The sequence below is a fragment of the Nitrospiraceae bacterium genome, assembly GCA_035623075.1.
Classification (GTDB): domain Bacteria; phylum Nitrospirota; class Nitrospiria; order Nitrospirales; family Nitrospiraceae; genus DASPUC01.
Genome location: DASPUC010000019.1, coordinates 18,995 through 44,372, shown reverse-complemented (window position 1 = coordinate 44,372; position 25,378 = coordinate 18,995). Strand labels below are relative to the sequence as shown.

At 56.1% G+C, this 25,378-nt stretch carries 26 protein-coding genes, 1 tRNA gene and 1 pseudogene; 12 read left to right on the top strand and 16 right to left on the bottom strand.

Going from position 1 to position 25,378, the window contains the following annotated elements:
• Positions 1–82: 82 nt before the first annotated feature.
• Genes nuoD through ndhC form a run of 4 tightly spaced genes read right to left on the bottom strand, consistent with a single transcriptional unit; the run spans position 83 to position 2,759 of the window.
• The gene (gene nuoD / locus VEI50_03720; GenBank protein HXX74210.1) at positions 83–1,327 is read right to left on the bottom strand and encodes an NADH dehydrogenase (quinone) subunit D; all 1,245 of its coding nucleotides are present in this window, start codon (positions 1,325–1,327) and stop codon (positions 83–85) included.
• 16 nt (positions 1,328–1,343) lie between these two features.
• Positions 1,344–1,847, bottom strand: a complete 504-nt coding sequence (locus VEI50_03715; protein ID HXX74209.1) for an NADH-quinone oxidoreductase subunit C — start codon at positions 1,845–1,847, stop codon at positions 1,344–1,346.
• Between the two features lie 10 nt (positions 1,848–1,857).
• Positions 1,858–2,385 (bottom strand): NADH-quinone oxidoreductase subunit B family protein, encoded by a 528-nt coding sequence (locus VEI50_03710; protein HXX74208.1) that lies wholly within the window; start codon positions 2,383–2,385, stop codon positions 1,858–1,860.
• Positions 2,376–2,759: an NADH-quinone oxidoreductase subunit A gene (gene ndhC / locus VEI50_03705; protein ID HXX74207.1), complete on the bottom strand. Its 384-nt coding sequence runs from the start codon at positions 2,757–2,759 to the stop codon at positions 2,376–2,378. The genes VEI50_03710 and ndhC overlap by 10 nt, the downstream gene beginning before the upstream one ends.
• A 601-nt stretch (positions 2,760–3,360) precedes the next feature.
• Here ndhC and VEI50_03700 point away from each other — a divergent pair.
• Together VEI50_03700 and priA are read left to right on the top strand one after the other, a co-directional pair.
• Positions 3,361–4,905 (top strand): OmpA family protein, encoded by a 1,545-nt coding sequence (locus tag VEI50_03700; protein ID HXX74206.1) that lies wholly within the window; start codon positions 3,361–3,363, stop codon positions 4,903–4,905.
• 126 nt (positions 4,906–5,031) lie between these two features.
• Positions 5,032–7,152, top strand: a complete 2,121-nt coding sequence (priA, locus tag VEI50_03695) for a primosomal protein N' (GenBank protein HXX74205.1) — start codon at positions 5,032–5,034, stop codon at positions 7,150–7,152.
• A 3-nt stretch (positions 7,153–7,155) separates the two neighbouring features.
• On the opposite strand, the gene VEI50_03690 is transcribed toward priA, so the two are convergent.
• From VEI50_03690 to VEI50_03680, 3 genes are all read right to left on the bottom strand, one after another.
• Complete coding sequence (locus tag VEI50_03690) at positions 7,156–7,614, bottom strand: hypothetical protein (GenBank protein HXX74204.1); 459 nt, start codon at positions 7,612–7,614, stop codon at positions 7,156–7,158.
• Between the two features lie 87 nt (positions 7,615–7,701).
• Complete coding sequence (locus VEI50_03685) at positions 7,702–8,073, bottom strand: response regulator (GenBank protein ID HXX74203.1); 372 nt, start codon at positions 8,071–8,073, stop codon at positions 7,702–7,704.
• Between the two features lie 249 nt (positions 8,074–8,322).
• Positions 8,323–8,406: transfer RNA gene (locus VEI50_03680), tRNA-Leu, on the bottom strand.
• Between the two features lie 9 nt (positions 8,407–8,415).
• On the opposite strand from VEI50_03680, the gene VEI50_03675 reads away from it, so the two are divergent.
• From VEI50_03675 to VEI50_03645, 7 genes are all read left to right on the top strand, one after another.
• The gene (locus tag VEI50_03675) at positions 8,416–9,369 is read left to right on the top strand and encodes an HAD-IB family hydrolase (protein ID HXX74202.1); all 954 of its coding nucleotides are present in this window, start codon (positions 8,416–8,418) and stop codon (positions 9,367–9,369) included.
• Between the two features lie 207 nt (positions 9,370–9,576).
• Positions 9,577–10,212, top strand: a complete 636-nt coding sequence (gene queE / locus VEI50_03670; protein ID HXX74201.1) for a 7-carboxy-7-deazaguanine synthase QueE — start codon at positions 9,577–9,579, stop codon at positions 10,210–10,212.
• Between the two features lie 75 nt (positions 10,213–10,287).
• Complete coding sequence (locus VEI50_03665; GenBank protein HXX74200.1) at positions 10,288–11,799, top strand: leucyl aminopeptidase; 1,512 nt, start codon at positions 10,288–10,290, stop codon at positions 11,797–11,799.
• A gap of 1 nt (position 11,800) precedes the next feature.
• A complete protein-coding gene (nagZ, locus tag VEI50_03660; protein HXX74199.1) occupies positions 11,801–12,922 on the top strand; it encodes a beta-N-acetylhexosaminidase in 1,122 nt (373 codons plus the stop codon).
• A 32-nt stretch (positions 12,923–12,954) separates the two neighbouring features.
• A complete protein-coding gene (locus VEI50_03655) occupies positions 12,955–13,341 on the top strand; it encodes a hypothetical protein (GenBank protein HXX74198.1) in 387 nt (128 codons plus the stop codon).
• A 21-nt stretch (positions 13,342–13,362) separates the two neighbouring features.
• Positions 13,363–13,839 (top strand): phosphate-starvation-inducible PsiE family protein, encoded by a 477-nt coding sequence (locus VEI50_03650; protein ID HXX74197.1) that lies wholly within the window; start codon positions 13,363–13,365, stop codon positions 13,837–13,839.
• A gap of 150 nt (positions 13,840–13,989) precedes the next feature.
• The gene (locus tag VEI50_03645) at positions 13,990–14,376 is read left to right on the top strand and encodes a hypothetical protein (protein ID HXX74196.1); all 387 of its coding nucleotides are present in this window, start codon (positions 13,990–13,992) and stop codon (positions 14,374–14,376) included.
• A gap of 18 nt (positions 14,377–14,394) precedes the next feature.
• On the opposite strand, the gene VEI50_03640 is transcribed toward VEI50_03645, so the two are convergent.
• From VEI50_03640 to VEI50_03625, 4 genes are all read right to left on the bottom strand, one after another.
• Positions 14,395–15,900, bottom strand: a complete 1,506-nt coding sequence (locus VEI50_03640; GenBank protein ID HXX74195.1) for an amino acid permease — start codon at positions 15,898–15,900, stop codon at positions 14,395–14,397.
• A 67-nt stretch (positions 15,901–15,967) separates the two neighbouring features.
• Positions 15,968–16,708, bottom strand: a complete 741-nt coding sequence (locus tag VEI50_03635; protein ID HXX74194.1) for a gamma-glutamyl-gamma-aminobutyrate hydrolase family protein — start codon at positions 16,706–16,708, stop codon at positions 15,968–15,970.
• A gap of 2 nt (positions 16,709–16,710) precedes the next feature.
• Complete coding sequence (locus VEI50_03630) at positions 16,711–17,172, bottom strand: hypothetical protein (protein HXX74193.1); 462 nt, start codon at positions 17,170–17,172, stop codon at positions 16,711–16,713.
• A gap of 141 nt (positions 17,173–17,313) precedes the next feature.
• Complete coding sequence (locus tag VEI50_03625; GenBank protein ID HXX74192.1) at positions 17,314–17,784, bottom strand: hypothetical protein; 471 nt, start codon at positions 17,782–17,784, stop codon at positions 17,314–17,316.
• An 80-nt stretch (positions 17,785–17,864) separates the two neighbouring features.
• Between VEI50_03625 and VEI50_03620 the strand changes: the two genes are divergently transcribed.
• The 3 genes and pseudogenes from VEI50_03620 (at position 17,865) to VEI50_03610 (ending at position 20,787) form a co-directional block, all read left to right on the top strand.
• Positions 17,865–19,064: a M24 family metallopeptidase gene (locus VEI50_03620; GenBank protein ID HXX74191.1), complete on the top strand. Its 1,200-nt coding sequence runs from the start codon at positions 17,865–17,867 to the stop codon at positions 19,062–19,064.
• Between the two features lie 113 nt (positions 19,065–19,177).
• Positions 19,178–19,303, top strand: a pseudogene (locus tag VEI50_03615) (twin-arginine translocase TatA/TatE family subunit).
• Between the two features lie 779 nt (positions 19,304–20,082).
• Positions 20,083–20,787, top strand: coding sequence for a HEAT repeat domain-containing protein (locus VEI50_03610; GenBank protein HXX74190.1), 705 nt, complete (start codon positions 20,083–20,085; stop codon positions 20,785–20,787).
• Here the strand turns inward: VEI50_03610 and VEI50_03605 are convergent.
• The 5 genes from VEI50_03605 to tig form a co-directional block, all read right to left on the bottom strand.
• On the bottom strand, positions 20,753–21,319 hold the full coding sequence (locus VEI50_03605) for a PilZ domain-containing protein (GenBank protein HXX74189.1): 567 nt from the start codon (positions 21,317–21,319) through the stop codon (positions 20,753–20,755). The genes VEI50_03610 and VEI50_03605 overlap by 35 nt on opposite strands.
• Before the next feature lie 10 nt (positions 21,320–21,329).
• Positions 21,330–21,848: a PilZ domain-containing protein gene (locus VEI50_03600; protein ID HXX74188.1), complete on the bottom strand. Its 519-nt coding sequence runs from the start codon at positions 21,846–21,848 to the stop codon at positions 21,330–21,332.
• A 210-nt stretch (positions 21,849–22,058) separates the two neighbouring features.
• Positions 22,059–23,315 carry an ATP-dependent Clp protease ATP-binding subunit ClpX gene (gene clpX / locus VEI50_03595; protein ID HXX74187.1) on the bottom strand — a complete coding sequence of 419 codons (1,257 nt, stop codon included), beginning with the start codon at positions 23,313–23,315 and terminating at the stop codon, positions 22,059–22,061.
• Between the two features lie 13 nt (positions 23,316–23,328).
• Positions 23,329–23,967: an ATP-dependent Clp endopeptidase proteolytic subunit ClpP gene (gene clpP / locus VEI50_03590; GenBank protein HXX74186.1), complete on the bottom strand. Its 639-nt coding sequence runs from the start codon at positions 23,965–23,967 to the stop codon at positions 23,329–23,331.
• A 40-nt stretch (positions 23,968–24,007) separates the two neighbouring features.
• Positions 24,008–25,318, bottom strand: coding sequence for a trigger factor (gene tig, locus VEI50_03585; GenBank protein HXX74185.1), 1,311 nt, complete (start codon positions 25,316–25,318; stop codon positions 24,008–24,010).
• Between the last annotated feature and the right edge of the window lie 60 nt (positions 25,319–25,378).

Below are 25,378 nucleotides of genomic sequence, written 5' to 3'. Positions count from 1 at the left end.
TCTGAGTTCTGAGCGCTGAGTGGCGAGTTAAGCGTTCTGACCCTTCAGAACTGAGTACTCAGCACCCAGCACTCGGCACTTCTTATCGGTCACACTCCCCCATCACGATGTCGTACGTGCCGAAAATCGTGACCGCATCGGCGATCATGTAGCCCCTCGACATATGATCAAACGCGCCCATATGAATGAACGACGGGGCTCGGATCTTCAAGCGGTAGGGTTTCCCTCCACCTGCGCTCACGATGTAGAAGCCCAGTTCGCCCTTGTGAGCTTCAGTCCCGCAGTAAATTTCTCCCGGAGGAGCGTTAAAACCCTGCGAGAAGAGCTTGAATTGCTGGATCATGGACTCCAGATTCGTAAAGACCCGCTCTTTGGGCGGCAATGTGACGCTCGGAACATCGGCCATGATCGGGCCGTCCCGCATCTGCTCCAGACATTGCCGGATAATCTTCACGCTTTCATAGAGCTCCATGACGCGGATCCAGTACCGATCATACGTGTCGCCGTTTTTTCCGACAGGGACACTGAACTCGCACTTGGGATAGGCGGCATAGGCTTCAAACTTGCGCAGGTCATAGTCCACGCCGGAGCCTCGCAGAGTGGGACCGCTCAAGCCGAAATTTACCGCATCTTCGGCGGAAATCACCGCCACACCTTTGGTCCGGGCGAGCCAGATTCGGTTCTTCTCGAGAAAGATGACGTACTCGTCGATTTTCGGCGGGAAGTAGTCAAGGAACTTCTTCAGCTTCTCCAAGAGCGATGGCGTAAAGTCCCGCTCGACGCCGCCGATGCGATACCAACTGGTCGTGAGGCGCGCACCGCAGAGCTCGTCGAACCAATCCAGCAGAATTTCTCGGTCCCGGAAGCAGTAGAAAAACACGGTCATGGCGCCGATGTCGAGTGCTTGGGTACCCAGCCAGAACTGATGGCCGATGATCCGCTGGACTTCCGCCACGATGGTTCGAAGATATTCTGCCCGCTCCGGTACCGTGATGTTCATGAGTTTTTCGACCGCTCGACAGTAGGCAAAGTTGTTGTACATCGCGCAAACGTAATCCAGTCGGTCGGTATGGGGAATAAATTGATGGTAGGTCCCCTCTTCGGCCAGCTTCTCAACGCCGCGGTGGAGGAAGCCCATCACCGGCGTCGACTTCACGAGGCGCTCCCCTTCCAATTCGAGGATGACCTTCAAGACCCCATGGGTACTCGGGTGTTGCGGGCCCATGTTCAGCAACAGCTCTTCCGTCCGTAGGGTCGGGAGCGTGTCGCTCTCTGGATGGGTCGGGTCTACTTTATAGACCGTTGTTCTTTGGTCTTCGAATGCCATCTCGGGTCAGTCTCGCTTAGCGTACAGTCTCGTCGAGAAACTCGAAGGTATCCCGCCAACCCTTCCCGCGAACCGGAAAGTCTTTGCGCAGCGGATATCCTTCCGTGTAATCATCCGGCATCAGGATCCTCCGGAGGTCCGGATGGTTCCGGAAGCGGATGCCCATCATGTCGTAGGCTTCGCGCTCCATGAAATCCGCTCCCTTCCATATATCGGTGAGCGAATCCACGACACAGTCAGATTCCGGTACTCGAGCCTTCAGTCGGATCCGGTGTCGTTTCTTCATGGAGTAAAACTCGTACACCACTTCAAATCGCTCTTCGTCGTCCGGCCAATCGACCGAGCTGACATGGACGATATAGTCGAAGTCCATGGCTGGGTCGTCATGAAGAAATTGCGCCACCTCATGGAGCTTGTCGCGAGTAACAGTCACGGCGAGGTCTCCCCGCCACTCAACCGCTTTGACGAAGCCGCTGGAAAAGTTCTCTTGGATCCGATTGGCCAGATGCTGCAATGTCATCGTGTTCAGCTTAAACTTTGAGACTCGCTTTGACGAGGTCCGGCTGTTTCACGAATACCCGCTTCTGCATGATGCGCTCTTGTAACTTGAGAATGCCGTCGAACAAAGCTTCAGGGGTCGGGGGGCAGCCGGGGACATAAATATCGACCGGAACAAACCGATCCACACCTTGCACGACGCTGTAACTGTCATAGATGTTGCCTGACGTGGCGCAGGATCCCATCGCGATGACATATTTCGGTTCCGGCATCTGGTCATAGATTTTCCGAATCACTGGTGCCATTCGACGGCATACGGTACCCGCTACAATCATGAGGTCCGATTGGCGTGGCGAAGCCCGAAAGACACCGGCTCCATATCGATCCATGTCATACCGTGAAGACACTGCAGCGATCATCTCGATCGCGCAGCAGGCGAGGCCGAACGTCATCGGCCAGAGCGAGCCCTTGCGAGCCCAGTTGACAGCCTTTTCCACGGTCGTGGTGATCACGTCAGGATTGCCGTCTTTTTCGGGCCGACCGAGTTGAATTAATCCCATTCCAACGCCCCCTTGCGCCAGGCATAAACGTAAGCCACCAAGAACAGCGCGATGAAGATCATCATTTCAACAAGGCCAATCAAACCGATTTTGTCGAACACGACGGCCCAGGGATAGAGGAAAATGACTTCGATGTCGAAGATCACGAACAACATGGCGAAGATGTAGTATCGGACTGGGAAAGGCATCCGAGCATCCGAAAACGGTTCAGACCCGCATTCGTAGGCGGAGAGTTTTTCTGGCTCCGGGTACCTCGGCTGGACCAGATAGCTGATGAGGAGAGTAATCACACCGAAGGCTAAGGCGATAAAAATAAACAGCAAAATAGGAAAGTACCTGGTCAGGTACTCGAGGAGTAGCTCAAGACCATTCATCGGTGTGCCTTTCAACACCTTGAAGGTACAAAGAAGAGCAGGAATCTTAGACTCTCGTTTGCAGGGATAGCAAGCGCACAAAGGACCTATGCAGCAACGACCCGAAAGTCCTAGAAGTGATTGATATCATTCTTTCCGTCCGCGGAGAGGACAGAAGAAAGTCTGTTGAGGCGTCACATCCGTGAACCGCCGTTGAAGCAGCGCTATACACCGGAATTTTTGGACAGAGAGGATTAGTGACGGTCCTTTGTCGAAGCGCAAAGAGCGTGAGACGGGTCCATCCTGTTTGATTGCATGCGGAGATGAGCTGGGGGTTTGGGGTCTGGTTGAGTCCACTCGGGAAGCAAAGGGGGGGAGGCAGGAGCCTTCTTTCGACGGTGGATTTGTGTCTCGATCCGTCGCGTAGGTTGAGGTTGAACGTGTGAATCCTGAGATTGATGAGCTTTCATTATGGGTTAGCGGACGGTGACTATGACTAGCGCCACCCTATCATCCGATTATGCAGTAAGTCAACGCTGCCAAGACCGCAATATTCTTGACAATACAGGACAATTTGCTATGTTTTTTCAAGCAACACTAGTCTCACAAAAGGACGATGACTATGAACATGCCCTTGCAACTTCCCCCGCTTCTTTTGGTTTTAGCCCTGCTAGTCCCAATCACGCCCGCTGCGTGGGCCGATGATCTCGAGAGCCTTCAGAGTATTCGATACGGCGACAAGGCTCTTACCTATGCATCTGGTTCTATCCAGACATCAACACCTCAGGATGGTGTCGTCAACCTTGTCACGGGGGACAATCAAACGACGGGCGATCGGATGATTGTGGGCCAACGGGATACCGTCTACCTCCGCTTAAAAAATCCTGGTGATGTCACCGTCGGAGATCTCTTTACAGTCTATAAACGAGCTCGAAAGGTATTCCATCCTGCCACTGGTCAATATCTTGGTTACCTGATTCAACGTCTCGCCATCGTTCAGGTCGTTCAGACTGACGATCAGTTGACGACGGTCCGGGCAATTCGATCCTATGGAGCACTGGAACCTGGGAACCCGGTTATAAAATTTTCGCTTCCGGTCCCCGGGGAAATGGCGACGGACCAGTCGGCAGAGCGTGAAGTTCGAGGGATGATCGTGGATTTTCAAGCCGATCGAGAAATGACGCTGGTGGCACAGCGGAACGTCGTCTACATCGATAAGGGCTGGGAAGACGGTGTGAAAACTGGTGATCGGCTGGAAGTCTTCCGCGTGGGGGGGAACCTTCCGCCTCGGGTTGTGGGCGAAATCAAGATACTATGGCCGGAAGCTCGAACGGCCTCTGCGCTGGTATCGACGTCGACCTCCCGATTCATTAAAGGAGACCTGGTTCGTGCGAAAGTTCGTGCCCCTGAAGCAGTGCCGGTCTCGCAACAGACGCGGTCGATCGCGAGCGAGCCTGCTGCTCCATCGAAACAAGAACCTGTATCACGCAAATTTTATGTCCAGAACGTCGCGGGGGAGACCAGGATCAACCTCAACGATCTGGCAAGACAGCTCCGATTTGAATCAGGTGAAGCTACGATCCAGCCAGAAGGCTATCGGGTGCTGGATCAGGTTGTGGAGTATCTGAAGACCGAGGCAGGAGATAAGCTAATTCGTGTGGAAGGTCATGCCGACAACATGGAGATCGGTCCCTCTCTCAAATCGCGCTATCCAACTAATTGGGACCTGTCTAAAGCGCGAGCCAGTGGGGTCGTTCGCTACATTCTCGAGAAAAGTGGTCTGGATTCGGCCCGCTTGTCGTCTGTTGGTTTCGGCGAAACGCGACCGATCGCCAGCAACGCGACAGAAGCTGGACGTGAACAGAATCGGCGCATCGACGTGGTGCTGTATGCCCCGGATACGGCTGAACAGCCATCTGAGGAGCCAGCGACGAAACCGGAGGAGACTGCGGAGAGTGGGTACAGTTTTTCAAGTCTTGGCTCACAAGAGGGCGCGAGTCAGGCAGTGCAGGATGAGAAGCCGACTCCAGCTGTCTCATCGGCTCCGGCTGAGGTGAAACCTTCCTCGCCTCCCGTCACGGATTCCACTCCAACGCCCGCTGACCAGCCAGGGGCAAATCAGAACCCCGGAATTCCTAGCAATCCTTCAGTTCCTCCCTCTCAGTAAGGCAGTGAGGCATCGGGACAAGGGGTGGCGGTTTCTCCGCCACCCCTTTCGTGCTGGACACGCAGCTCCCGGTAACTGTGTCATTCCGACATTGTTCCGCCTTTTCTCCTATTGTTAAAATGCCGCATGGGGAGTCCTCCTCCGGCCGTTCACGAACCAGCTGCTGAAGCTTGTTATGCCGACGTCATCGTCCCTCGACATCTGATCGGTCCTTTCACCTACCGGATTCCTGCACAACTTCGGGGCTCGCTGCGGGTCGGACACCGGGTGTTGGTTCCTTTTGGATCATCGATTTTGGGAGGGGCTGTCACAGCGTTGATGTGCTCATTGCCGCAAGGTCTAGAGCGCGCCAAACTCAAGGAAATTCGCGGACTGTTCCGAGGAGATTACTCATCTGAAGTGCCAGGGGCACTGCTCGATCTTTCACGACGCATTGCGAAGGAGTATATCGCGCCGTGGGGACAGTGCTTGAGACTCGTGCTCCCACCGCTGGCTCTGTCGGAGGCTGCGGTGCGGCCAAGGAAGGCGAGATTACCCAACAATGCACGAATTGAGTCACATCTTCCTCTCTCCGGCTGCTCTTCGACGTCGATTCCTGTCGCTGTCTCGGCAGCGTGGCGGGACGAGATCGTTGAATCGCTGCAATACCATCCAGCATCGAGAGCCCTCGTCCATGCTCCATGGACCGTTCGGCTGGCGTTGTTACGACAGACGGTGCCTTTGGCTGTCGGCGGGAGCCAGAGGACTTCTATGGTCATCGTCGGAGAAGCTCAACAAGCCGAATGGCTTGCGAATTCACTGCGACATGCTTCGGAACAAACGGTTGTCTGTTATCACAGCGGCTTGCCCTCCGATGAGCGGGCTCGTATCTGGCAGCAGTTGAGCCAGAATAGCGTCGGGGTCGTCGTCGGCACACGTTCAGCCATCTTTCTTCCAGTACGGAACTTGGGATTGGTATGGGTGGATGAAGAAGAAGATCCTGCGCTGAAAGAACCACAGGAGCCGCGCTATCACGCCCGTGATGTGGCCTGGCTGAGGGTCCAAGATGAACAAGGAATGCTGGTTCTAGGCTCTTCCCATCCTTTACTTGAGACCATCGAACAGGTCAAGCATCGAGGCCGCGTGTTTCATCAGTCCCCACCCCCCGATTCAAGGCCTGGGATCCAAGTGGTAGACCTCCGACAGCAGGAAAAGGGAGTAAGCTTGAGTCAGCCACTGATGCAAGTCATGCGCGTGGCCTTACGTGAACAATCTGGAGCCATACTGTTTCTGAACCGAAGAGGCTATGGCAGCGCACTCGCCTGTCGGGACTGTGGTCTGGTGCCGCGCTGCCAGACTTGTGGCGTCGCACGAACTTACTCCCGCCAGAGTGCCCGCCTCACATGTTCGTACTGTCGTGACTCAATTGCCGTTCCTGTGACCTGTCCCGCCTGTGGAGGATCGGGGCTGTCGGTAATCGGTGAAGGGACGGAGCGGGTCGAGGAAAAAGTGCGGCGGCTTTTTCCTTCAGCAAGGGTTCTCCGCGTCGACGGAGATACAATGAAGCGCCCGTCTCAGGCGGCCGTTATGTGGCAGAAGGTCCAGAAGCGTGAGTGGGATGTCCTTGTGGGAACACAACTCCTTTTTCGGCGAAGGGCCATTCCTCTAGTTGGCGTCGTCGGCATTGTGCAGGCCGACGCGGGACTGAGCGTCGCGGATTTTCGCGCCGCGGAGCGAACGTATCACACACTTCTCGATGCTATTGATCTCGCACGGCCAGCTTCAGACGGAGGCACCGTTGTCATTCAAACCTATCATCCAACTCATCATGCCATACAAGCGGTGGTGGAGGATGATGAATCGTTGTTCATCTCGACCGAACTTTCTCACCGAGTGGCACTGGGATACCCTCCCGCAGTTCACCTTATTGCCCTCCATGTCTCAGGCGTTCGCGAATCAATCGTACAAGGTGCTGCGATAACGTGGACGGCTCGATTAAGGGACGGTGTGTCTTTGAGCATCCGTACAAAAGGTGGCACAAGCAACGCCAGCGTGTCTGACGAACCCAGTCGCTTGATGGTACTCGGCCCAGCTCCTTCGCCAGTGCCTCGACTCCGGGGGCGATACCGGTGGCAGATCTTGATCAAGTCGACTGATCGGGAAGCGGCACTGCAAGCCATCCGGTGGTCGGTTGAGGAGATGGAACGGGCTTTCCGTCGGCGATCGGTGAAGTTTGACGTGGATGTCGATCCGATCGAGATGCGGTGAGTCTCACCGCTTGTTCCCTCGGCGTTCAGTTTGGGCGACAGGCCGGGGGGCCAGAGCCGCAACAGGCACATCTCCGTGTTCGCTGCCGGTCCGATTGAACAATCCATACGCAAATGAAATCCAGAAGACAGCTGAAAAGAGTCCGAACAAGACGGCAGAGAGGATCATACTCATCTGGTCGTCATTGGGGTCCATTGTCGATTGACGGATTTGGTACATGGTCACGAGAGGCCAGGTCAGACTTTCCAGGCCTAAGAATAGCGTCGTCCAAGCCCACGTCAGCCTGATCGTGGACCCCCGCCACGATAAAAATCCTCCCGCAGCGATTGTCAGCACGACCATCCAGTTCAGGGACGGCGCGTCCCAAGCCAGCCATGCTCCGACGACCACCACGAGACTACCGAGTGTGACGTGTAACGGTCGCACCCACCACCGTGGCGTCATCACAATTTGGTCTTCCATGAAACGTGTTTCCACTAGGCAGGCCAGTGTGGGTCTTCACCGCATGGTTGTCAACAAAAGGAAATGGTGAATGAACTGATGGCAGGATTACGCCGGAACTTCCTCCGCGACGGCGTCGAGAAGCGCACGCATCTCAAACGGTTTCTGTAGCGTGCGCGTGGCTCCCAGCATTTTGGCGACGTCGAGGAAGGTGAGAATTCCGATCATGTCTGTGCCACCCGTGATGGCTATGACCTTCACTTTCGGATATTCTCGGCGCAAAGAGACAATGCTTTCTAATCCGTCTTGGTCTGGCATAAGGATATCCATGATCACGAGATCGGCATGGCTCTGCCGAAAGAGCAAGAGCGCTTCTTTCCCGTCTCGCGCTTCCCGCACGTGATGGCCCGCTCGTTCCAGCGTTTCCCTGATCACTTGACGGGCTTGCTCTTCATCATCGACGACGAGTACAGACGACATGAATTTCCTTGGATTCAGCGGATGAAACGCACGAACCATTCTCAGTCTAACATCGTACCCTCTGCTTCAGCAAACCTTCCGTGCAGTTTCACTGAGGATGGAGCAGCCCAGACCATCTCTTCCCGGATTAGAGAACTCCGCTGGCTAGGCATGCTCCTGAAATCTCGGGTGCAAAGAAGTCGCCTGCCGAAAGCAGTGAGAGAAAGGCAACCCTGCCGTGACGCACACAGTGGAGAATTAAGTCAACATTGGTGCCGAAGGCGGGACTTGAACCCGCACGGCTTGCGCCACACGCCCCTCAAACGTGCGTGTCTGCCATTCCACCACTTCGGCTCTTGCGGGATGTTGAAAAACCAACGGCCGCGTTCTCGCGGCGCTCAAATTCCCGACATGCCAGGTGCGGTACGCCGTGGATCATCGCTTGCTGCAAGCTGGCCGTTGGCCTTTTTGAACATCCCCGCAGATCAGGGATGTGTAAGGCTGTACAGAGGGAGCAGTATTATAGAAGTAGGCCAAAATCCTTGTCAATCAACGGACCGTCCGGTAGAATCGGACCGCTCAGGCTCACCTGATTGGGCCAGCATCGTGTACCGCCCGCACATGATCAATCCAGTGCTCGATCACCCATCAGCTGTTCGGTCGTCAACCCCAGCTGCGGCTTTCTTTGACGTCGACAATACATTGTTGCCCGGGGTTGCCTGCGAGGTAAGATTCTTCCGGTTTCTCTGGCGTCATGGTGTTGTAAGCTGGCGCGAACTGATGGAGAGTGTTTGGTGGTTGCTGCGGAGGAGCCGCTCTTTCTCGCTCCACCCGTTGCGTGAACGCAAACTCTACCTTGCAGGTAAACGATCCTCTCAGATTGAACGGCTCGCCGAAGAGTTCTGCCGAACGGAGATGATTCCTAGAGTCTCTTCGCAGGGATCCAAGAGACTGGAGCACCATCGTCGAGCTGGGCATCACGTTATTCTCGTCACGGGTGCTCCCGATTTTCTAGTGGCCCCACTTGCGGCGTTCCTGGACGTGACGACGGTCTTTTCCGCCATACCAATCCAACGAGACTCGGTCTATACCGGAGACCTCGCCCCGCCGCTGCCCTATGGCCAAGGAAAACAAGCTCTCGTCCTGGCCCATGTGGAGGAAAAGGGAATCGATCTTGCGGCGTCCTTTGCTTACGGAGATAGTCCAGGTGACTTCGAAACGCTCAAATTGGTCGGTCACCCTCTGGTGGTCAACCCTATCCGTGGCATGAATCGCCTCGCCCGGCGTCAGGGGTGGACGATTGAACGCTGGAGCTAACAGGATGTTGAAAAAGTCCGCCAGCTTTGTTCTCGCGTCGCTTAGAGGCGCATCGTACGAAACAAAGTACGATTTCCCTCATCGCTCGCTGCGGCCGCGCTGGACGGCCTTTTTGAACATCCTGCGGGCTCTTCTCATGCCGTCTGCAATCAGCGACAATCCTATATTTCCTGGACGCTACAATGGTTTTTCAACAGCCTGCTAAGTATGCGAATAACGGAAATCTTTCATAGTATCCAGGGTGAATCAACCTACGCCGGTCGCCCCTGCGTATTTGTCAGGCTGACCGGCTGCCCGCTGCGTTGTACCTGGTGCGATACGGAGTACTCGTTCTATGGAGGACAGGAACTGTCAGATGAAGGCATTCTGTCACAGGTTCGGGCCTTTGACTGTCCGCTCGTAGAAGTCACCGGCGGAGAACCCTTGGCGCAACCGGGATGCTTTCCGTTCATCTCTACACTCTGTGACGCTGGGTACACGGTTTTGATCGAGACCAGCGGTGCGATTGATATCACGACCGTGGACCCTCGAGCCCACGTCATCCTGGACATCAAGTGTCCCGGAAGCGGGATGACCGATCGCATGCTCTGGTCGAACGTGCAGAAGCTGACGGCGAAGGATGAAGCGAAATTCGTCTTGGCAACCCGCGCTGACTATGACTGGGCGCGCGATGTCATCGCCCGATACGATCTCGCAAACCGTTGCACCGTCTTGGTCAGCCCTGTGTTTGGCATGCTTGAGCTTCGCCAACTAGCTGAGTGGGTGCTCGCAGATCGATTGCCGGTGCGGGTGCAGACGCAACTGCACAAGCTCATTTGGACGCCGGAAATGCGCGGTGTCTAAATGAGTAGCCATCAGCTCTCAGCCGTCAGCGATCAGTTCTAGCTGAAGGCTGACAGTTCGTACAAGGAGACAAGGATGACCGTCATGCAAGTCAACGCGAAAGTCGGACGAGCGGAGTCGGAACCAGCTGAAATTCTCGTGTTCATCCATTGTGAAGGAGACGGGCTGACCCAGCTGGACACAGCCCTGCTCGACAAGAGGCTGGGTGGCGCGTTGCGGGGCCTTATTGGCTCCAGGGAATTCGAAGGTAAAGCGAACGAGGTTCTGCTCTATCACACTCAGGAGAAGATGCCGGCGAAACGACTTGTGCTCGTCGGTCTCGGGAAGAAAAAGGATGTAACGCTTGATAGCCTCCGTCAAGCCCTGGGACATGGGGTTAAGCGGGTTCGCCAAGCCAAAGTCGAGGCGTTTGCGGTGGTGGTCCCGACGGTGACACCCAAGGGTTCTAATTTGGCAGAAGTCGCCCAGGTGATGGTTGAAGGAGCGATCCTGGGGAACTATCAGTTCACCACCTACCGTAGCGAGAAGGGATCGTCCAAGGACGTCAGCGCGATGACCATCCTGGCTCCCCAGAAAAGCCAGCTGCGCCAGCTGGCCGAAGGTATCAGACGGGGTGTCGCGACGGCTGAGGCAACGGTCCTCGTTCGGGATCTGTGCAATCATCCCTCCAACGTCATGACGCCATCGAGAATCGCCAACGAGGCCAAGGCGGTCGCGAAGGAACCGGGCGTCAGCCTCAAAATTCTGGAACAGAAAGACATGGAACAGCTGGGGATGGGTGCTTTACTCGGTGTGGCGCGTGGGAGCCACGAACCGCCCAAATTCATCATCCTTGAGTACAACGGAACAAAGAAAAAGGATGAACGACCGGTTGTGCTTGTGGGCAAGACCATTACTTTCGACACCGGCGGAATTTCGCTGAAGCCAGCAGAAAATATGGAGCACATGAAGGCAGATATGACCGGCGGAGCCGAAGTTCTGGCATCCATGCGGGCCACGGCGCGACTGAAGCTCCCGCTCAGACTAATCAGCATCCTGCCGGTGGCGGAGAACATGCCGGGCGGTCGAGCGATGAAGCCGGGCGACATCGTAAAGACGCTTTCCGGCAAAACGGTCGAGGTTCAGAACACCGATGCCGAAGGCCGTCTCATCCTGTCCGATGGTCTGGCCTATGCTCAGCGCTACAAGCCGGCGGCGTTGATCGATATCGCGACACTGACCGGAGCCTGTGTCGTGGCCCTCGGGCAGTTTGCCATCGGCATGTTCGGGACAGATGGCAAACTGAAAGATGCGGTCCGAAAGGCCGGGCTCAGGGCCGGCGAGCGTGTCTGGGAGATGCCGCTCTGGGACGAATACTTCGAACAACTGAAAAGCGATGTGGCGGATATGCGCAACATCGGGGGCCGTGGCGGCGGGATGATCACGGCCGCGCTCTTCCTCAGCAAGTTTGTCGGAGACTGTCCCTGGGTTCATTTGGACATCGCCAGTACGGATTGGAGCGAGCGAGAACGGGCATACCTTCCGAAGGGACCCACCGGCATTGGCACTCGGTTGCTGATCCAATACCTTATGGATCGGAGTCTGTAACGTGCTCGGGCGCTCATTGAGCTCGCGGGATAAAATCGGCCAGCTCTTTATGGTCGGGTTCACGGGGACCTCCGTGACATCCGACCTGGCTTCCTTCATCAAGGAGTACAAGCCGGGCGGCGTCATTCTTTTCTCGCGGAATCTGGAATCCGTCGACCAAATCATCGAGCTGACGAACGAGCTCCAACGGTGTAGCCCCCATTCCCCGCTCTTGATTGCGATCGATCAAGAAGGCGGTCGAGTCTCGCGACTCCCCAAGGGCTTCACCATGTTCCCGCCCTGCGACGTGTTCGGTCGTTGCAATTCAACGGAGCTAGCTTATGCGGCCGCAGCCACGATCGCGAAAGAATTGCGGGCAGTCGGGATCAACATGAATATGGCGCCGGTGCTCGACGTCAACAGCAATCCCGACAATCCAGTCATTGGGGATCGCGCCTTTGGTTCAGCACCGGATATCGTGTCGGAGTTGGGATGGGTAACAGCAGCTGGACTCCAAGACCATCAAATCGTCGCTTGCGGGAAGCATTTTCCAGGTCATGGTGACACAGCAGCCGATTCTCATAAAGAACTTCCAGTCGTGGAGGCTGCACGAGAACGCTTAGAGACAATCGAGTTTCCTCCGTTTCGCCATGCCGTGGCACAGGGCGTTGCGACGATCATGACGGCCCATGTTCTCTATCGGTCTCTCGACGAGAAGCTGCCAGCCACCTTGTCGCCCGCGGTCATTACGAACCTGTTGCGACACGACATGCGCTATAACGGGGTGGTGTTGACCGATGATCTCGAAATGCATGCAATCATTGACCACTATGGTATTGAGGATGCTGCAGTTCGTGCAGTGTTAGCCGGTTGTGATACCTTGCTGATTTGCAAAGATCGTGACAGGGAGGTTGCCGCATTCAATGCGATTGAGGCGGCAGTCGCCTCGGGGATGATTTCGATAGAACGACTGGACCAATCGGTCGCGCGCATCGCGCGAGTCAAAGAACGATTTCTCATTCCCTACAGGCCGGCCTTGATTTCAGAGGCGAAGTTGACAGTCGGGTGCCGAACTCATCAGGCCTTACTTCACTCAATTCAGCAGACACGGGGACGGTTTGAGCGGGCGTCGGCAGAAGCATGATGGACCGATGCCTTTTGTGATCGGGAGATGGTATGAGTCTCAACAAAGGTGATTTGATCGACGAACACAAGCGACATCCGCATTCTTGTGGTTTAGTGGTCAAGATCATGGGCGGAGGCGCGGGCTTTGAAAAAATCGTCTGCTGCGACCACGAGCTGACCGACGAGGACATTGTTCCCGAGGTGGGACAGCGTACTGGCCGAAGAAAAGGAACCTTACCGATCGCTGTGATCATCGATGAGAAGATCCTCTATCCAGACTCCTGCGGCCTTCGCGTGATGATCATGGATGGTGGCGCGGGGTTTAAGGAAATCCGTTGTTGTGGTCATTCCCTCACGGCGAGTTCCGTCAAAGAACTCAAATACAATCCCATGCGAGTCCCTGAGCCACGAGAGACGGGGCCATCGGGCACGGCTTAACCGTATTGAACGGAGGGATCAATGCAGGACCGAAAAGAGGTCATGAAGCGCTGGTGCGGGGTCATGGAATGGCTCGACCGACTCGGTTACCTCACCGCTGGCTTCAGCCTCCTGGTCCTCGGGATGCTGATTTTTGCCCATGCCTGGTTCATCTTCATCACGAAAGCCGGCCAAGTCGGTCTGTTGCAGTCCGGCTTGAAGTTATTGAACGATCTCTTGCTCGTCATCATCTTGCTCGAGCTGTTCCGAACCGTGATCAGGTTTCTCCAGACAGAAGTGCTCGACCTAGAGCCGTACCTGGCCGTCGGTATCATCGCCTGCACGAGACGCGTACTAACGGCGAGCGCCGAACTCTCGCATCTGCCGAGCATGAGCGAGACCCAGTTCTATCAGTACCTGATGGACGTGGGCCTGAACGTCGCCGTGATCATGGTGCTTGTGGTAGGCGTCTTCCTCGTTCGCAAACGCCCGGCGCCATCTCTCGCCCCCTCACCGTAATGCATTCTCAGAATAGGAACTCTCTGTCCAGTTCTCTTGTCCCCTCAATGGGTGATTGATATTCCTCTGTGCCTCTCTTAGAAAGCGCCATCCCAATGCTTGCCTGATAACAATGAGTTGTGGCATCATGCCCCCCTCTTGGAGACGGGTATGACGAATCTGCTCGAGTATGTCGGCTGCGTCCACATCTACCTCGGACCATACCGGGGCAATCCGATCGCCTTGTATTTGAAGCGGACAGAAACCGGGTGCCAGATTGGTCCGAAGGCCTATCCGTGGAACGACGTGATCGGGACGGGCGAAACACCGAATAAGGCCGCTGCTGACTTCGAAGAGAAATGGAAGGCCAAGGGGCTCTCAGCTGAAATGTATTCAGGTCCTGCCTGGGAAGGTGGGATCAAACCGGAAAAACCTGCTCCACCGAAACCACCTGCTCCCCCGAAGCCTGCCGCGGCTGCTCAGCCGAGTGCGCCTCCTGAGGCCCAGCCAGCTGCAGCCTCGACCCCTACAGTTCCATCCACCGGCGAATCCACTTAGTATCTTTCGCTTTTCCCGTTAGTGAACACTCGATGAGCCGGTTGCAGGTGCCGGTTCGGCAAGTCTGCTGTGTTTTAACCCGTAGAACAGATAAACCAGGATTCCTACGATCGTCCAGGCGACAAAGCGAATCCAGGTCAGTTGAGGCAGGGCTGTCATGAGACCGAGGCAGGCGAGCATCCCCAAGATCGGAACAAACGGCATAAAGGGAAGGCGAAATGGGCGAGGCTGGTTCGGTTTGGTGTACCGAAGGATCATCACACCAAGGCAGACCAGGACGAAAGCGAAGAAGGTTCCGATATTGGTCAGGTCCGCCGCGTCCCCGATCGGAATCAGTGCAGCCAACACTGCGACCGCGACGCCGGTGAGGATCGTGGCCCGGTGCGGGGTTCCGAAGCTAGGATGAACTTTGGACAGCCATGGTCCGAGCAGACGGTCGCGCGACATAGCAAAGAACACACGGATTTGCCCAAGCATCATCACGACCAAGACGCTTGTGATGCCGGCGACGGCGCCGATGGCGACGATAGCGGCACCCCACTTAAAGCCGACCAGGCTCAACGCTTCGGCGACTGGTGCATGGATATCGATCTTGCTGGACGGAATGAGCCCAGTGAGTACCGCGGCGACGGAGATGTACAAGACGGTGCAGACCAGCAATGAACCGATAATGCCTAGCGGGACGTCACGCTGGGGATTGCGGGCCTCCTCTGCCGCCGTGGAGACTGCATCGAACCCGATATAAGCGAAAAAGATGATGGCAGCTGCAGACTGTACGCCGGCAAATCCTTGCGGCATGAACGGAGTCCAATTCTCCGGGTTGACCGCCGGGGCTCCGACGGCGATGAAAAACAAGATGACGGCCAGCTTGATCATGACAATGATACCCGTCGCCCGCGCGCTCTCTTTGATTCCAATAACAAGGACGATAGTGACGAGCAGCACGATCAGGGCGGCGGGAATGTTGACGATGCCTCCATCCGCCCCTCCCGGTGCATGTGTCGCCCAGTAAGGCAGTTCGAGTCCGGCGAGTTTCAATAGATTGTTGAAGTATCCCGACCATCCAATAGCGACCGCGACACAGGCCACACCGTATTCCAGAATCAAATTCCACCCGGTGAGCCAGGCAAGAAACTCCCCCAGCGTCGCGTAGGAATAGGTGTAGGCACTCCCGGCGACTGGAATCATGGCGGAAAATTCTGCATAGCAGAGAGCGGCAAGTGCACAAGTCACTCCCGACAAAATGAACGACAGGATGATTCCTGGTCCGGCGCCGGGCCGGTGGCTATCACCTACGACCGCAGTGCCGATGAGGACGAAGATGCCTGTCCCGATGATGGCGCCGATCCCGAGACAGGTGAGGTCCCAGGCCGTGAGGGTTTTCCTAAGCCGGTGATCCGGGTGCTCCGCATCCGCGAGGATCTGGGGAATTGGTTTCGTGCGAAAAAGACGGTTAATCACCGATCCCTCGGCGCGAGAGGGTATCGCAGTCGATCCCGCTTGATCGAGGACATGGTTGCCCATATTGACCAAGTATAGCAGGCGATGTTCGACAATCCGGCTGGTCGATCAAGCGGTTCTCCGATCCCGCTTATCCCGTCCGGCGAGAGGCGGCACGCAGAAAGGCTTCGAAGAGACGTCGATGGAGGCGGTAGCGATCGAAGAGGAACTCTGGGTGCCACTGGATGCCGAGGAAAAAGCGATGGGTGGGCGATTCGATCGCTTCGATGACCCCGTCGGACGCCACTGCGCTTGCCACTAACGACGGTGCGACTGCTTTTACCGATTGATGGTGGGAGCTATTCACGCGCAGAGTGACCGTATGCATGATTCGGCGCAGCAAACTTCCCGGCGTGATCGTGATCGCGTGAGACAGTGCGGTCGCTGGTTTCAGTTGTCGATGTTGGAGCGATGTTGCGAATTGGGACGGAATGTCTTGAAACAGACTGCCTCCGCACGCGACGTTCATGGTTTGCATCCCGCCGCAAATACCGAGCACGGGCACGTTCGTCTTTCGCGCTAATCGCACCATGTCCAGCTCGAAGGTCGAACGGCGCTTGCTCATGACGCGGAAGGTATACCGTTGACGTTCACCATAGAGAGCAGGAGGAAGGTCGGGTCCGCTTCCCGTCAGCAAGAGCCCATCGACATCGTGCAGAAGCCGGTCTCGGGCTGCTCGGTCGGTCACCAGAGGGAGAATGAGCGGGATGCCACCCGTTTCTTCAATCGCTCGAATATACCTCGCCCGAAGAAAATAGGTTGGTTCCCGCCCGCCCCATTCCTTCCGATCACCGGCGTTGTAGTCAGGCGTGACGCCGATGATGGGTTTCATCGTCAGCGGACTGGTTCAGGGGCTGGTGCGGGTGCTGGCGCCGGTTGTGCAATCGCCGGTTCATCCGTTTGGTCCGCGACACCGAGGAAACGAACGGGCCGATCGCCCCGGAGATGGTCTGGTGTAATGAGATAGGTTCCATACATGCTGGTATGCCAGATGCTCTTCGCAGCCTGCTCATTTCCGCCTGAGAACGCATAAGCCAGGCCTCCCACGATGCCTCCTCCGATCGCAAAGGCCAGCTTCAAGGGAGTATAGAGGAGAGTCGAAAAAAAGGCGGCAGCTTGCATGCCGGCACCAGAGGCATTGCCACCTTCTGAGTCACTTGACATGGGGGATGTGACGGGCTGACTGTCTTGACCCCAAGCAGGATCAATAGCGGAGACAGTGAGCAATGCCAAGACCATGACCAACGCGACGGACCGAATCCACATTCCGTGGGATGACAATGAATAGAATTTCACAGACGTTCCTCCTTCCAGCAAAAACCAGGTGGCATTTCCAAGTGATGATGTGACGCTGCCCAGAAGCATGGCTCTCAAGTAGACCGTGTGTGGGTTATAGCAAATTCACCTTCGAATGCAAACCCCCTGCCGGGCAAAGTTCTACCGAGTAACAGGAGTGACATCGCTGGGAGGGAGGTCAAGTTCATCCAGAATATAGGATGTGATGTACGCAGCCCGCTTTATCGCTGCGTCTCGAAGTTCCTCTCGGAGCATGTCCGCGGCAAGGCATTGGTTTTCTTGCGCGATGCCAGCTTGCAACATCAAATCGAGTTTGCACCAACACACCGCTTGCGCGTAGCAATCCTTTGCGCGGTTGCTGTAGCCGAGTTGGTCTTCACCGGCCAGACCGGATAACTGCTTCGCCATATATTCAGGGTACCGGAGTGTCTTGGCGATCTCGTCTAACTGATCACAACTAACCTCGACGGCGACTTGGATGCCGCCCTTCCAGCTTCGCTTCTTCACGTTAAAGACACAGTACTGTATGGATGGTTTTCCCTCCACCGGTTCCGGCCCGAAAAAGAGCGTCACCCGGTAGGAGGAGATCTCAGACAAAACCTCGGCTGCCATGGCGCGCATTGTAGCATGATTATCTAATGCTGCAGCGTGATTGACGGTCCAGAGAGGCGACGATATGATGCGGATCGACGATGACGACTACGCCTCATCAACGTGTTCTCGACGTTCAACAGTCACTTCGAGAAGCCGGTGGCCTTGATGGCTGGCTCTTTTACGATTTTCGGGGGAGCGACCCACTGGCTTATCGTATTCTGTTACTCGATCCGACCTTGCATGTCACGAGGCGCTGGTACTACTGGATCCCGGTTCAAGGTCCGCCGGTGAAAATCGTACATCGAATCGAGCCCCACGTCCTTGCCTCTCTCCCTGGACGGGCTGAATGCTATGTCTCATGGGAGCAGCAGCATCGGTTGCTGGCCCAAGTCCTCACGGGAACGCGGAGAGTGGCGATGCAATACTCGCCTTTGAACGCCGTACCGTACGTGTCAAGAGTCGATGCAGGGACAATCGAACTGGTTCGGGGTTGCGGCGTCGACGTGGTCAGCTCGGCTGATCTGGTCCAGACCTTCGAGGCACGGTGGACGGACCGTCAGCTCGAGTCGCATCGTGTGGCCGCCGCCGCGTTACGGCGTATTGTCGACGAGGCTTTCAACCATGTACAGGAGCGAATCAGTCACGGTCGGGTTCTTAGCGAATATGGGTTGCAGCAATTCATCCTCTCCCGCATTCGCGATGCGGACATGGTCACGTCAAGTCCTCCAATCGCAGCCGTCAATGCCCACAGTGCTGCCCCCCACTATGGCCCACAGCCTACAGGATCCGCTGAGTTACAGCGAGATGACCTTGTGTTGATCGATTTATGGGCCAAGCAGGCGGAGCCCGGCTCTGTCTATGCTGATATCACCTGGACAGGCTATATCGGCGAGCACGTTCCGACGAGACAAAGCGACATCTTCAACATAGTTCGTCAGGGCCGCAATGCTGCGCTCGCCTTCGTTCAGGCGAGTGTGGCCGATGGTCAGTTTCCTTATGGATGGGAGGTTGATCAGGTTTGTCGACGTGTGATCGAGTCTGCCGGGTACGGTGATTACTTTTTGCACCGGACCGGCCATTCGATCGGCGAAGAAGTGCATGGCAATGGGGCCAATATCGACGGGCTCGAAACTCAGGACACTCGCCGTCTCATCCCTCGTACCTGCTTCTCGATCGAACCGGGCATTTATCTGGCCGGAGAGTTCGGCATTCGCAGCGAGCTCGATGTCTACATAAGTGAACGCGAGGCCTCTGTGTTCGGGCTGCCTCTGCAGCAGGAGATTGTTACGATCCTCTAAAAGTCCGGCTGGCCGTTCCTTGACACCATGTCGGACCGGCCTATAGAGTTGAACCAGTTTTCGTAAGGCTGGTCCAGCAGACTGTTCACCTTTCTCAGAGTGAGGAACGTACCATGTTCGGGACTATGGGAATCTCCGAACTCATTATTATCTTGGCGATCGTGCTAATCATCTTTGGGGCCGGTCGGTTACCGCAAATCGGAGAGGGTTTCGGAAAGGCCCTCAAGGGATTCAAGAAGGAAGTCCACGATATCCCACCGCCGGAAGCGGCTCAGAACGAGGCATCTCCGATAGCTCAGGTGCAACCAACCGGACAAGCGGTATCGAGTCAGGCCGTCCACCAGGCTCCAGTTCCTCAATCCCTCAAACCGACGGCTCCCTATACCCCGGGACCGGAACTCACCCCAGGTACCACCGCTGCCCTGATGTATAACGTAGGAGCCCAGGCAGCACAGCGGGCTCGCCCCCAGCTGACCGCTGCAACGACAGCGGCGTCAGCCGGCCAAGGTCAACAGCCCCCCACGATGGAAGAGCGGGCTGCGAGTCCGGCTCCTATGATGCGTGCGCAGTATCCTCCCCTTCCTCAGGGTGCTCAGCAGAAGCCCACGGTGAAACGTCCTTCTGCCATTATAAACAAGGATGCGGTGGCTCGGGTTCAGGCCCAGCAGGCAGCGATGAAGGCCAAAAGCACCCAGCAGGGAGGAGTATCCCCTGGTGACATGCAGAGCTTGGGGGAAGGGCTCGGTGATGCTCTACGGACGTTTCGCCAAGCAGTGGCCGACGTTCGTCATACCGTTGATCCTGAGATGCGTACGATTCAGGCAGAAATGGATGCGGCGCAGAAAGAGCTGGAACAATCCATTGACGCAGCCAAGGAGCTTCCAGCGATTCACGAAGAACCTCCCAAGCAGAAGTGAAATCCCTCCGACGTTTTTCGTCCCATTCCCGCTCGTACCGCCTCATCCTTTGGTGTGTTGTAGGATTGGTAGTTGGTGGCTGTTACGGGGATGACTCCCCGATGATGCCTGACCATGCAGCCAGGCTGTTAATCGAGTTGCTTCAAGATTCCCATCCTGACATTCGCCGTGTTGCAGCTGAGTCCCTGGGAAAAATCGGTGACCCAAAAACCGGGGGTGCGCTGGTTCCCTTGTTGAGTGATCGGGACGTACGGGTTCGTGAGGCTGCGGTCAAGGCGATTGGTCGTCTTGGCCCTTCCATTGCGGACGAGGCGTCGCAGGCTGTCGTGGCGTTGCTTGATGATCCGCAAGAGCCTGTCAGACGAGCAGTGACGATTGCGATAGGCGAAATTGAGCCACCGACTCGTCTGTTTGTCGCAGTCCCTGAGTTGTTGACGGCTCGAGATGTGTCAACGCGACGGAGCGCCGCCAGAACCCTCTCGATGATCGATGCCAGAGCGTGGCTTTCCGATCTCGTCAAGGCGTTGCAAGATCCCGATGCGGAAGTACGGCAACATGTCGTTGCAGCATTGGCTGAACTCGGCGACCCGATCATTGCGCCGTTACTTCGTGATCGGTTAGCCCGTGACCCATCTGTGGCGGTGCGGACGGAAGCAGCCTACCGATTGGGAAAGATCGGAGATCCCGAGACGAAAGAGGCTCTTGCCGCCGTGGCAAGTCGGGATCCTGATCGGGGGGTTCGTCAGTGGGCGCAAATGGGTCTGGCTGCTGCTAAGTCGTCGACCGGCTCCGGTTCAATGCAGTGACGAGCTCGACCAACTGCTGCTGGGAACCGGGGTCAATGTTTATGAATTGGACTCCCATTCCCGGGAAGAGAAGATAACGTTCCGGTTTGTTCCTGGTCCACGCCACTTTGGCTTTAGCCTTGAGTCGTTCCCATGGACGGTCCGGGAGAGCGAATTCCACTGACAACTCGGTGCCCGGTGCAAGGGGAGTGCTGCTCTCGATGAATAACCCCCCTCCACCAATCCCGCCGGTCAGGCTATCGAACTGTTTGCCGTCAATGGTCGTATACCGAACCTTCACAGCGAGGGGGGCTCGTGGATGGGCTCGAGAATGGGCAAATCGAGCATCGTCCTCGTTCGCGAGGATACGATCGATCACTCCACTCCACGGCATGGTTCCAATGAGCTGCCCCTTGGCTCCCCGGAGTAAGACGGCTTCTTGGTTCACGTCCATTTCAAGCACGTGGCCTTCGTAGCCGGGTGTCGCAGTCACAGAAAACTTTGTCGCGTCGGTCCCCTTAAACGATCGGGCGGTGTCTTGCTGTCTGGGCATATGGTTTGTCCTAAACGGCTTGTCCCATGTTCTGGATCGACGTGACTAGTGCTAACACTTGCTCTCGTACCCCGGAATCGATCTCGGTAAATCTGACCCCCATCCCCGGGCTGAACGTGTACTGATCGGCTTTAGGGCAAACCCAAGCCACAACGCCTTTTGCCGGCAGCCACTCGTTCGGGCGTTCGGGGAGAGAAAACTCCATAACGAGCTTGGTCCCGACGGGGAGCGTTGACTGGCTTTCGATGAAGAGTCCACCCCCGCCGATGCCACCGGCCCGACTTTCGAAGTGATTCCCCTCCGGGGTCTTGTATTTCACACGAAACGATAAGGTCACTCGGGGTTCGGCGCGGGTCTCCCGTGCGACTGGAGGTTTTCGATAGGCGAGGATTTGGTCAACGACGAAGTCCCACGACAGGTTCCCAAGTGGTTCGCCATTCAGTCCGAGGAGAGTGATCACTTCACGGGCAGGATCGACGTCGAGTGTCTTTCCCTTATGCCGCAGACTCGAAGCAACTGGGTATTTCACAAGTCCTCCCGCTACTTGCAACAATGCAAGTATAGCGCAGCCCGCTTCGATGTCGAGAAAAACCAGAGACGCGGAATGGGGCGATCTTTGCCTCAAAGCCTCGAGTAGGACAGAGACTCGTCAGTGGGAATAGGCCAGGGTGGAAACAGCGAACATCACCTCGCTGGGACGGGTGCCGCGGCGACGAGACTAAGCAGCGATTTCAATTAGTTAGGCACTCTTAGCGTCCTTGTCCTGCTCGAAGATCCGGATGGGAGGATGTTTCCCGAGAATCGCGTCTTCGGTAATGACGACTTCCTTGATCTGTTTCTGCGAAGGAGCATCGTACATCAAATCCAGCATGACTTCCTCGAGGATCGCGCGGAGTCCCCGGGCACCGGTCTTTTGAGCATAGGCTTTGCGCGCGACTGCAGCCAAGGCTCCATCCGTGAATTTCAGCTTGACCTTTTCGAACGAGAGCAGTTTTTCATACTGCTTGGTCAGGGCGTTGCGTGGTTCGGTGAGAATCCGAATCAAGGCCCGCTCGTCGAGCTCGTCCAATGTGGCAACCACGGGAAGACGGCCGATAAATTCCGGAATCAAGCCATATTTGAGAAAGTCCTCCGGTTGAACTTTCTCGAAAAGCTCGCCTAGCCTGGCGTCGCTCTTCCCGCGCACCTCAGCGCCGAAGCCCATCGCTTTACGATTCAGCCGTTGTTCGATGATCTGCTCAAGTCCCACGAACGCGCCGCCGCAGATGAAGAGGATATTGCTCGTATTGACTTGAATAAATTCCTGATGAGGATGCTTGCGTCCACCTTGCGGCGGGACGTTGGCAACCGTGCCCTCGATCAATTTCAGGAGAGCCTGCTGGACACCCTCACCCGAGACATCTCGTGTTATCGACGGGCTGTCGCTTTTTCGGCTGATCTTGTCGATTTCGTCGATGTACACGATGCCGCGTTCCGCACGCTCGACATCGTAGTCTGCGGCTTGGAGCAATTTGAGAATGATATTCTCGACGTCTTCGCCGACATATCCGGCCTCAGTCAACGTCGTGGCATCGGCCAGCGTGAAGGGCACATCCAGATACTTGGCGAGAGTCTGCGCCAACAAGGTTTTGCCCGTGCCGGTGGGCCCGACCATCAGAATGTTGCCCTTCTGCAACTCGACGTCGTCGACTTCTTTCTCCTTGGCGGAGATTCGCTTGTAGTGGTTATGGACGGCCACCGATAGGATCTTTTTCGCCCGCTCCTGGCCGATGGCATATTGATCGAGGTGATGTTTGATTTCGGAAGGTTTCTTGAGCTTGGAAGAAATCTCCTCTTTGGCTTCTTCCCAATCCTCGGCGATGATGTCGTTGCACAGATTGACGCATTCGTCGCAGATATAGACGGTGGGACCGGCGATGAGCTTACGGACCTCGTCTCGACTTTTTCCGCAGAACGAACAGCGGAGATGCCGATCCATCTTCTCCTGCTTGGCCATGCGTCCTCCTGTGTTACTTGTCCTTGGCCCCGTCTTTTCCGCTCTCTCCGCCAGACACCGCTTTGAGGTGCTTGGGAGGGCGCGTAATCACTTCATCGATTAAACCGTAGCGTTTGGCTTCTTCCCCCGACATAAAGTAATCGCGCTCGGTATCGGCCGCGATCTTTTCCAGCGGCTGTCCCGAATGTTTCGCCATGATTTCGTTCAGTCGCTCGCGGATCTTCAGGATTTCTCTCGCATGGATGTCGATTTCGGTGGCCTGGCCCTGAAACCCTCCCATCGGCTGGTGAATCATGACTCGCGCGTTCGGCAAGGCATAGCGCTTTCCTTTGGTGCCGGCCGTCAACAACAATGCACCCATGCTCGCTGCTTGGCCCAGGCAGATTGTGTTGATGGGCGGTTTGACGTATTGCATCGTGTCGTAAATGCCCAGGCCGGCCGTGACGCTGCCACCGGGAGAATTGATGTAGAGATTAATGTCCTTCTCCGGATCCTCTGCCTCGAGAAAGAGCAGCTGGGCGATGATCAGATTCGCGAAGACATCGTCGATCGGTGCGCCGAGGAAAATGATACGATCCTTGAGCAGTCTGGAATAGATATCATATGCGCGCTCGCCGCGATTGGTTTGCTCAATGACGATGGGAACTAGCATGCACGTCGTTCCTTTCGAATGACATAGTACGGTTAGATGCCTATCCTTGAATCACGGCATGGCAATACACGAAGTCCAGCGCTTTGTCTGCAAGGATACGGGCGCGTAATTCATCGATGGAGTCCCGCCCTCCGGCTTGGATCATCTTGACGAGTTCAGCCGTTGGCATTCTGAGCTCAGCGGCCAACCTCGCAATCTCCGCGTTGACGTCGTCCTGAGTCACGGAGAGCCCTTCTTTTTCAGCAATGGCTTCGAGAATCAATCCGATTTTCACGCGGCGTTCGGCCTCTTGCCGGTTGTCGTCACGGACTTTCTTAATATTTTCCTGGCCGGCCGGCGAAGAATCCGCGCCACCTCGTCGCTGCTGTTGAATCTGCTGACGGACGATGGCTTCCAGTTCTCGCTCGATTAAGGTTTCGGGTAGATCAAAATGATGAGTTTCGATCAGGCGCTTCAGGATCGTATCCTTGTAGGTGTCTTCGATCTCCTTCTTCAGCGCCTTTTCCATTTCACTCTGAAGACGGTCCTTGATCTCCTGGAGGGACGTGTAAGGACCACAGTCCTTCGCAAACTCGTCGTCCAGAGCCGGAAGCATTTTCTGTTTTATGGCTTTGATCGTCAGGACAAACGTCATGGTTTTCCCGGCAACCCGCTGGTCCGGATGATTGGCGGGATAGGGTTGCGGGATGGTGACGATTTCACCTTCGTGCTTCCCTAGCACGTGACGATCGATCTCGATTCCCAGGATGGCAGCATTCGAACCGACTTTGTGGAGTTGACCGTCTTTTTTCGTTCCCTCAAGCGGTTTGCCGTCCAGAGACCCTTCCAGGTCGAGAATGGCATAGTCTCCGTCGCTGAGCACATGCCCAGCCGGAGCAGCATCGAGGCGAGCATGTTGTTCGCGTAGGACCTCCAAGCCCCGATTGATCTGCTCATCCGTGACTGTCCGCTTGTCCGGTTTCAAGGAAATGGGATTTGGCGCTTTGTAGTCCCGTAAATCGATTTTCGGTTTAATCTCGACCGTTGCAGTAAAAGTGAAGGGCGTATCTTTCTTTATTTTGACTCGCTCGAGCGGTGGGATTTCCACCAAGACCGGCACGATTCCGGCTTGACGGACCGCTCGGTCGTAATAGTCAGGCACGAGGCTCCGGATCACATCCTCTTCGATAGTTTTTGCGTATTTCTTCTCGAGCAGAGCCACTGGCGCTTTGCCAGGACGGAACCCCGGGATACTGACCTGCCGATTCAGCTCAGTGTACGCTCTTGTGAACCGCGCTGTGACCTCATCGGCCGGCACCTCGATCTTGAGAGCCCGCTTCATCGGTCCCAGTTCCGTGACTTCCATCTTCATGACTATCGCACACCCTTACTTCGGCGACACAGCCAACACGAACCGGCTGTGATGACATCG

Coding starts and splice junctions, on each gene's coding strand:
- VEI50_03675 (HXX74202.1), top strand. CDS start 8,416: ATGTTGAAAAACCAACGGCCGCGTTCTCGCGGCGCTCAAATTCCCGAC.
- VEI50_03665 (HXX74200.1), top strand. CDS start 10,288: ATGACCGTCATGCAAGTCAACGCGAAAGTCGGACGAGCGGAGTCGGAA.
- VEI50_03685 (HXX74203.1), bottom strand. CDS start 8,073: ATGTCGTCTGTACTCGTCGTCGATGATGAAGAGCAAGCCCGTCAAGTG.
- VEI50_03625 (HXX74192.1), bottom strand. CDS start 17,784: ATGGCAGCCGAGGTTTTGTCTGAGATCTCCTCCTACCGGGTGACGCTC.
- clpX (HXX74187.1), bottom strand. CDS start 23,315: ATGGCCAAGCAGGAGAAGATGGATCGGCATCTCCGCTGTTCGTTCTGC.
- queE (HXX74201.1), top strand. CDS start 9,577: ATGCGAATAACGGAAATCTTTCATAGTATCCAGGGTGAATCAACCTAC.
- priA (HXX74205.1), top strand. CDS start 5,032: ATGGGGAGTCCTCCTCCGGCCGTTCACGAACCAGCTGCTGAAGCTTGT.
- VEI50_03645 (HXX74196.1), top strand. CDS start 13,990: ATGACGAATCTGCTCGAGTATGTCGGCTGCGTCCACATCTACCTCGGA.
- VEI50_03605 (HXX74189.1), bottom strand. CDS start 21,319: ATGCCCAGACAGCAAGACACCGCCCGATCGTTTAAGGGGACCGACGCG.
- VEI50_03715 (HXX74209.1), bottom strand. CDS start 1,847: ATGACATTGCAGCATCTGGCCAATCGGATCCAAGAGAACTTTTCCAGC.
- VEI50_03640 (HXX74195.1), bottom strand. CDS start 15,900: ATGGGCAACCATGTCCTCGATCAAGCGGGATCGACTGCGATACCCTCT.
- ndhC (HXX74207.1), bottom strand. CDS start 2,759: ATGAATGGTCTTGAGCTACTCCTCGAGTACCTGACCAGGTACTTTCCT.
- VEI50_03610 (HXX74190.1), top strand. CDS start 20,083: ATGATGCCTGACCATGCAGCCAGGCTGTTAATCGAGTTGCTTCAAGAT.
- VEI50_03690 (HXX74204.1), bottom strand. CDS start 7,614: ATGGAAGACCAAATTGTGATGACGCCACGGTGGTGGGTGCGACCGTTA.
- VEI50_03650 (HXX74197.1), top strand. CDS start 13,363: ATGCAGGACCGAAAAGAGGTCATGAAGCGCTGGTGCGGGGTCATGGAA.
- VEI50_03700 (HXX74206.1), top strand. CDS start 3,361: ATGAACATGCCCTTGCAACTTCCCCCGCTTCTTTTGGTTTTAGCCCTG.
- VEI50_03710 (HXX74208.1), bottom strand. CDS start 2,385: ATGGGATTAATTCAACTCGGTCGGCCCGAAAAAGACGGCAATCCTGAC.
- nuoD (HXX74210.1), bottom strand. CDS start 1,327: ATGGCATTCGAAGACCAAAGAACAACGGTCTATAAAGTAGACCCGACC.
- VEI50_03620 (HXX74191.1), top strand. CDS start 17,865: ATGACGACTACGCCTCATCAACGTGTTCTCGACGTTCAACAGTCACTT.
- tig (HXX74185.1), bottom strand. CDS start 25,318: ATGAAGATGGAAGTCACGGAACTGGGACCGATGAAGCGGGCTCTCAAG.
- VEI50_03635 (HXX74194.1), bottom strand. CDS start 16,708: ATGAAACCCATCATCGGCGTCACGCCTGACTACAACGCCGGTGATCGG.
- clpP (HXX74186.1), bottom strand. CDS start 23,967: ATGCTAGTTCCCATCGTCATTGAGCAAACCAATCGCGGCGAGCGCGCA.
- VEI50_03655 (HXX74198.1), top strand. CDS start 12,955: ATGAGTCTCAACAAAGGTGATTTGATCGACGAACACAAGCGACATCCG.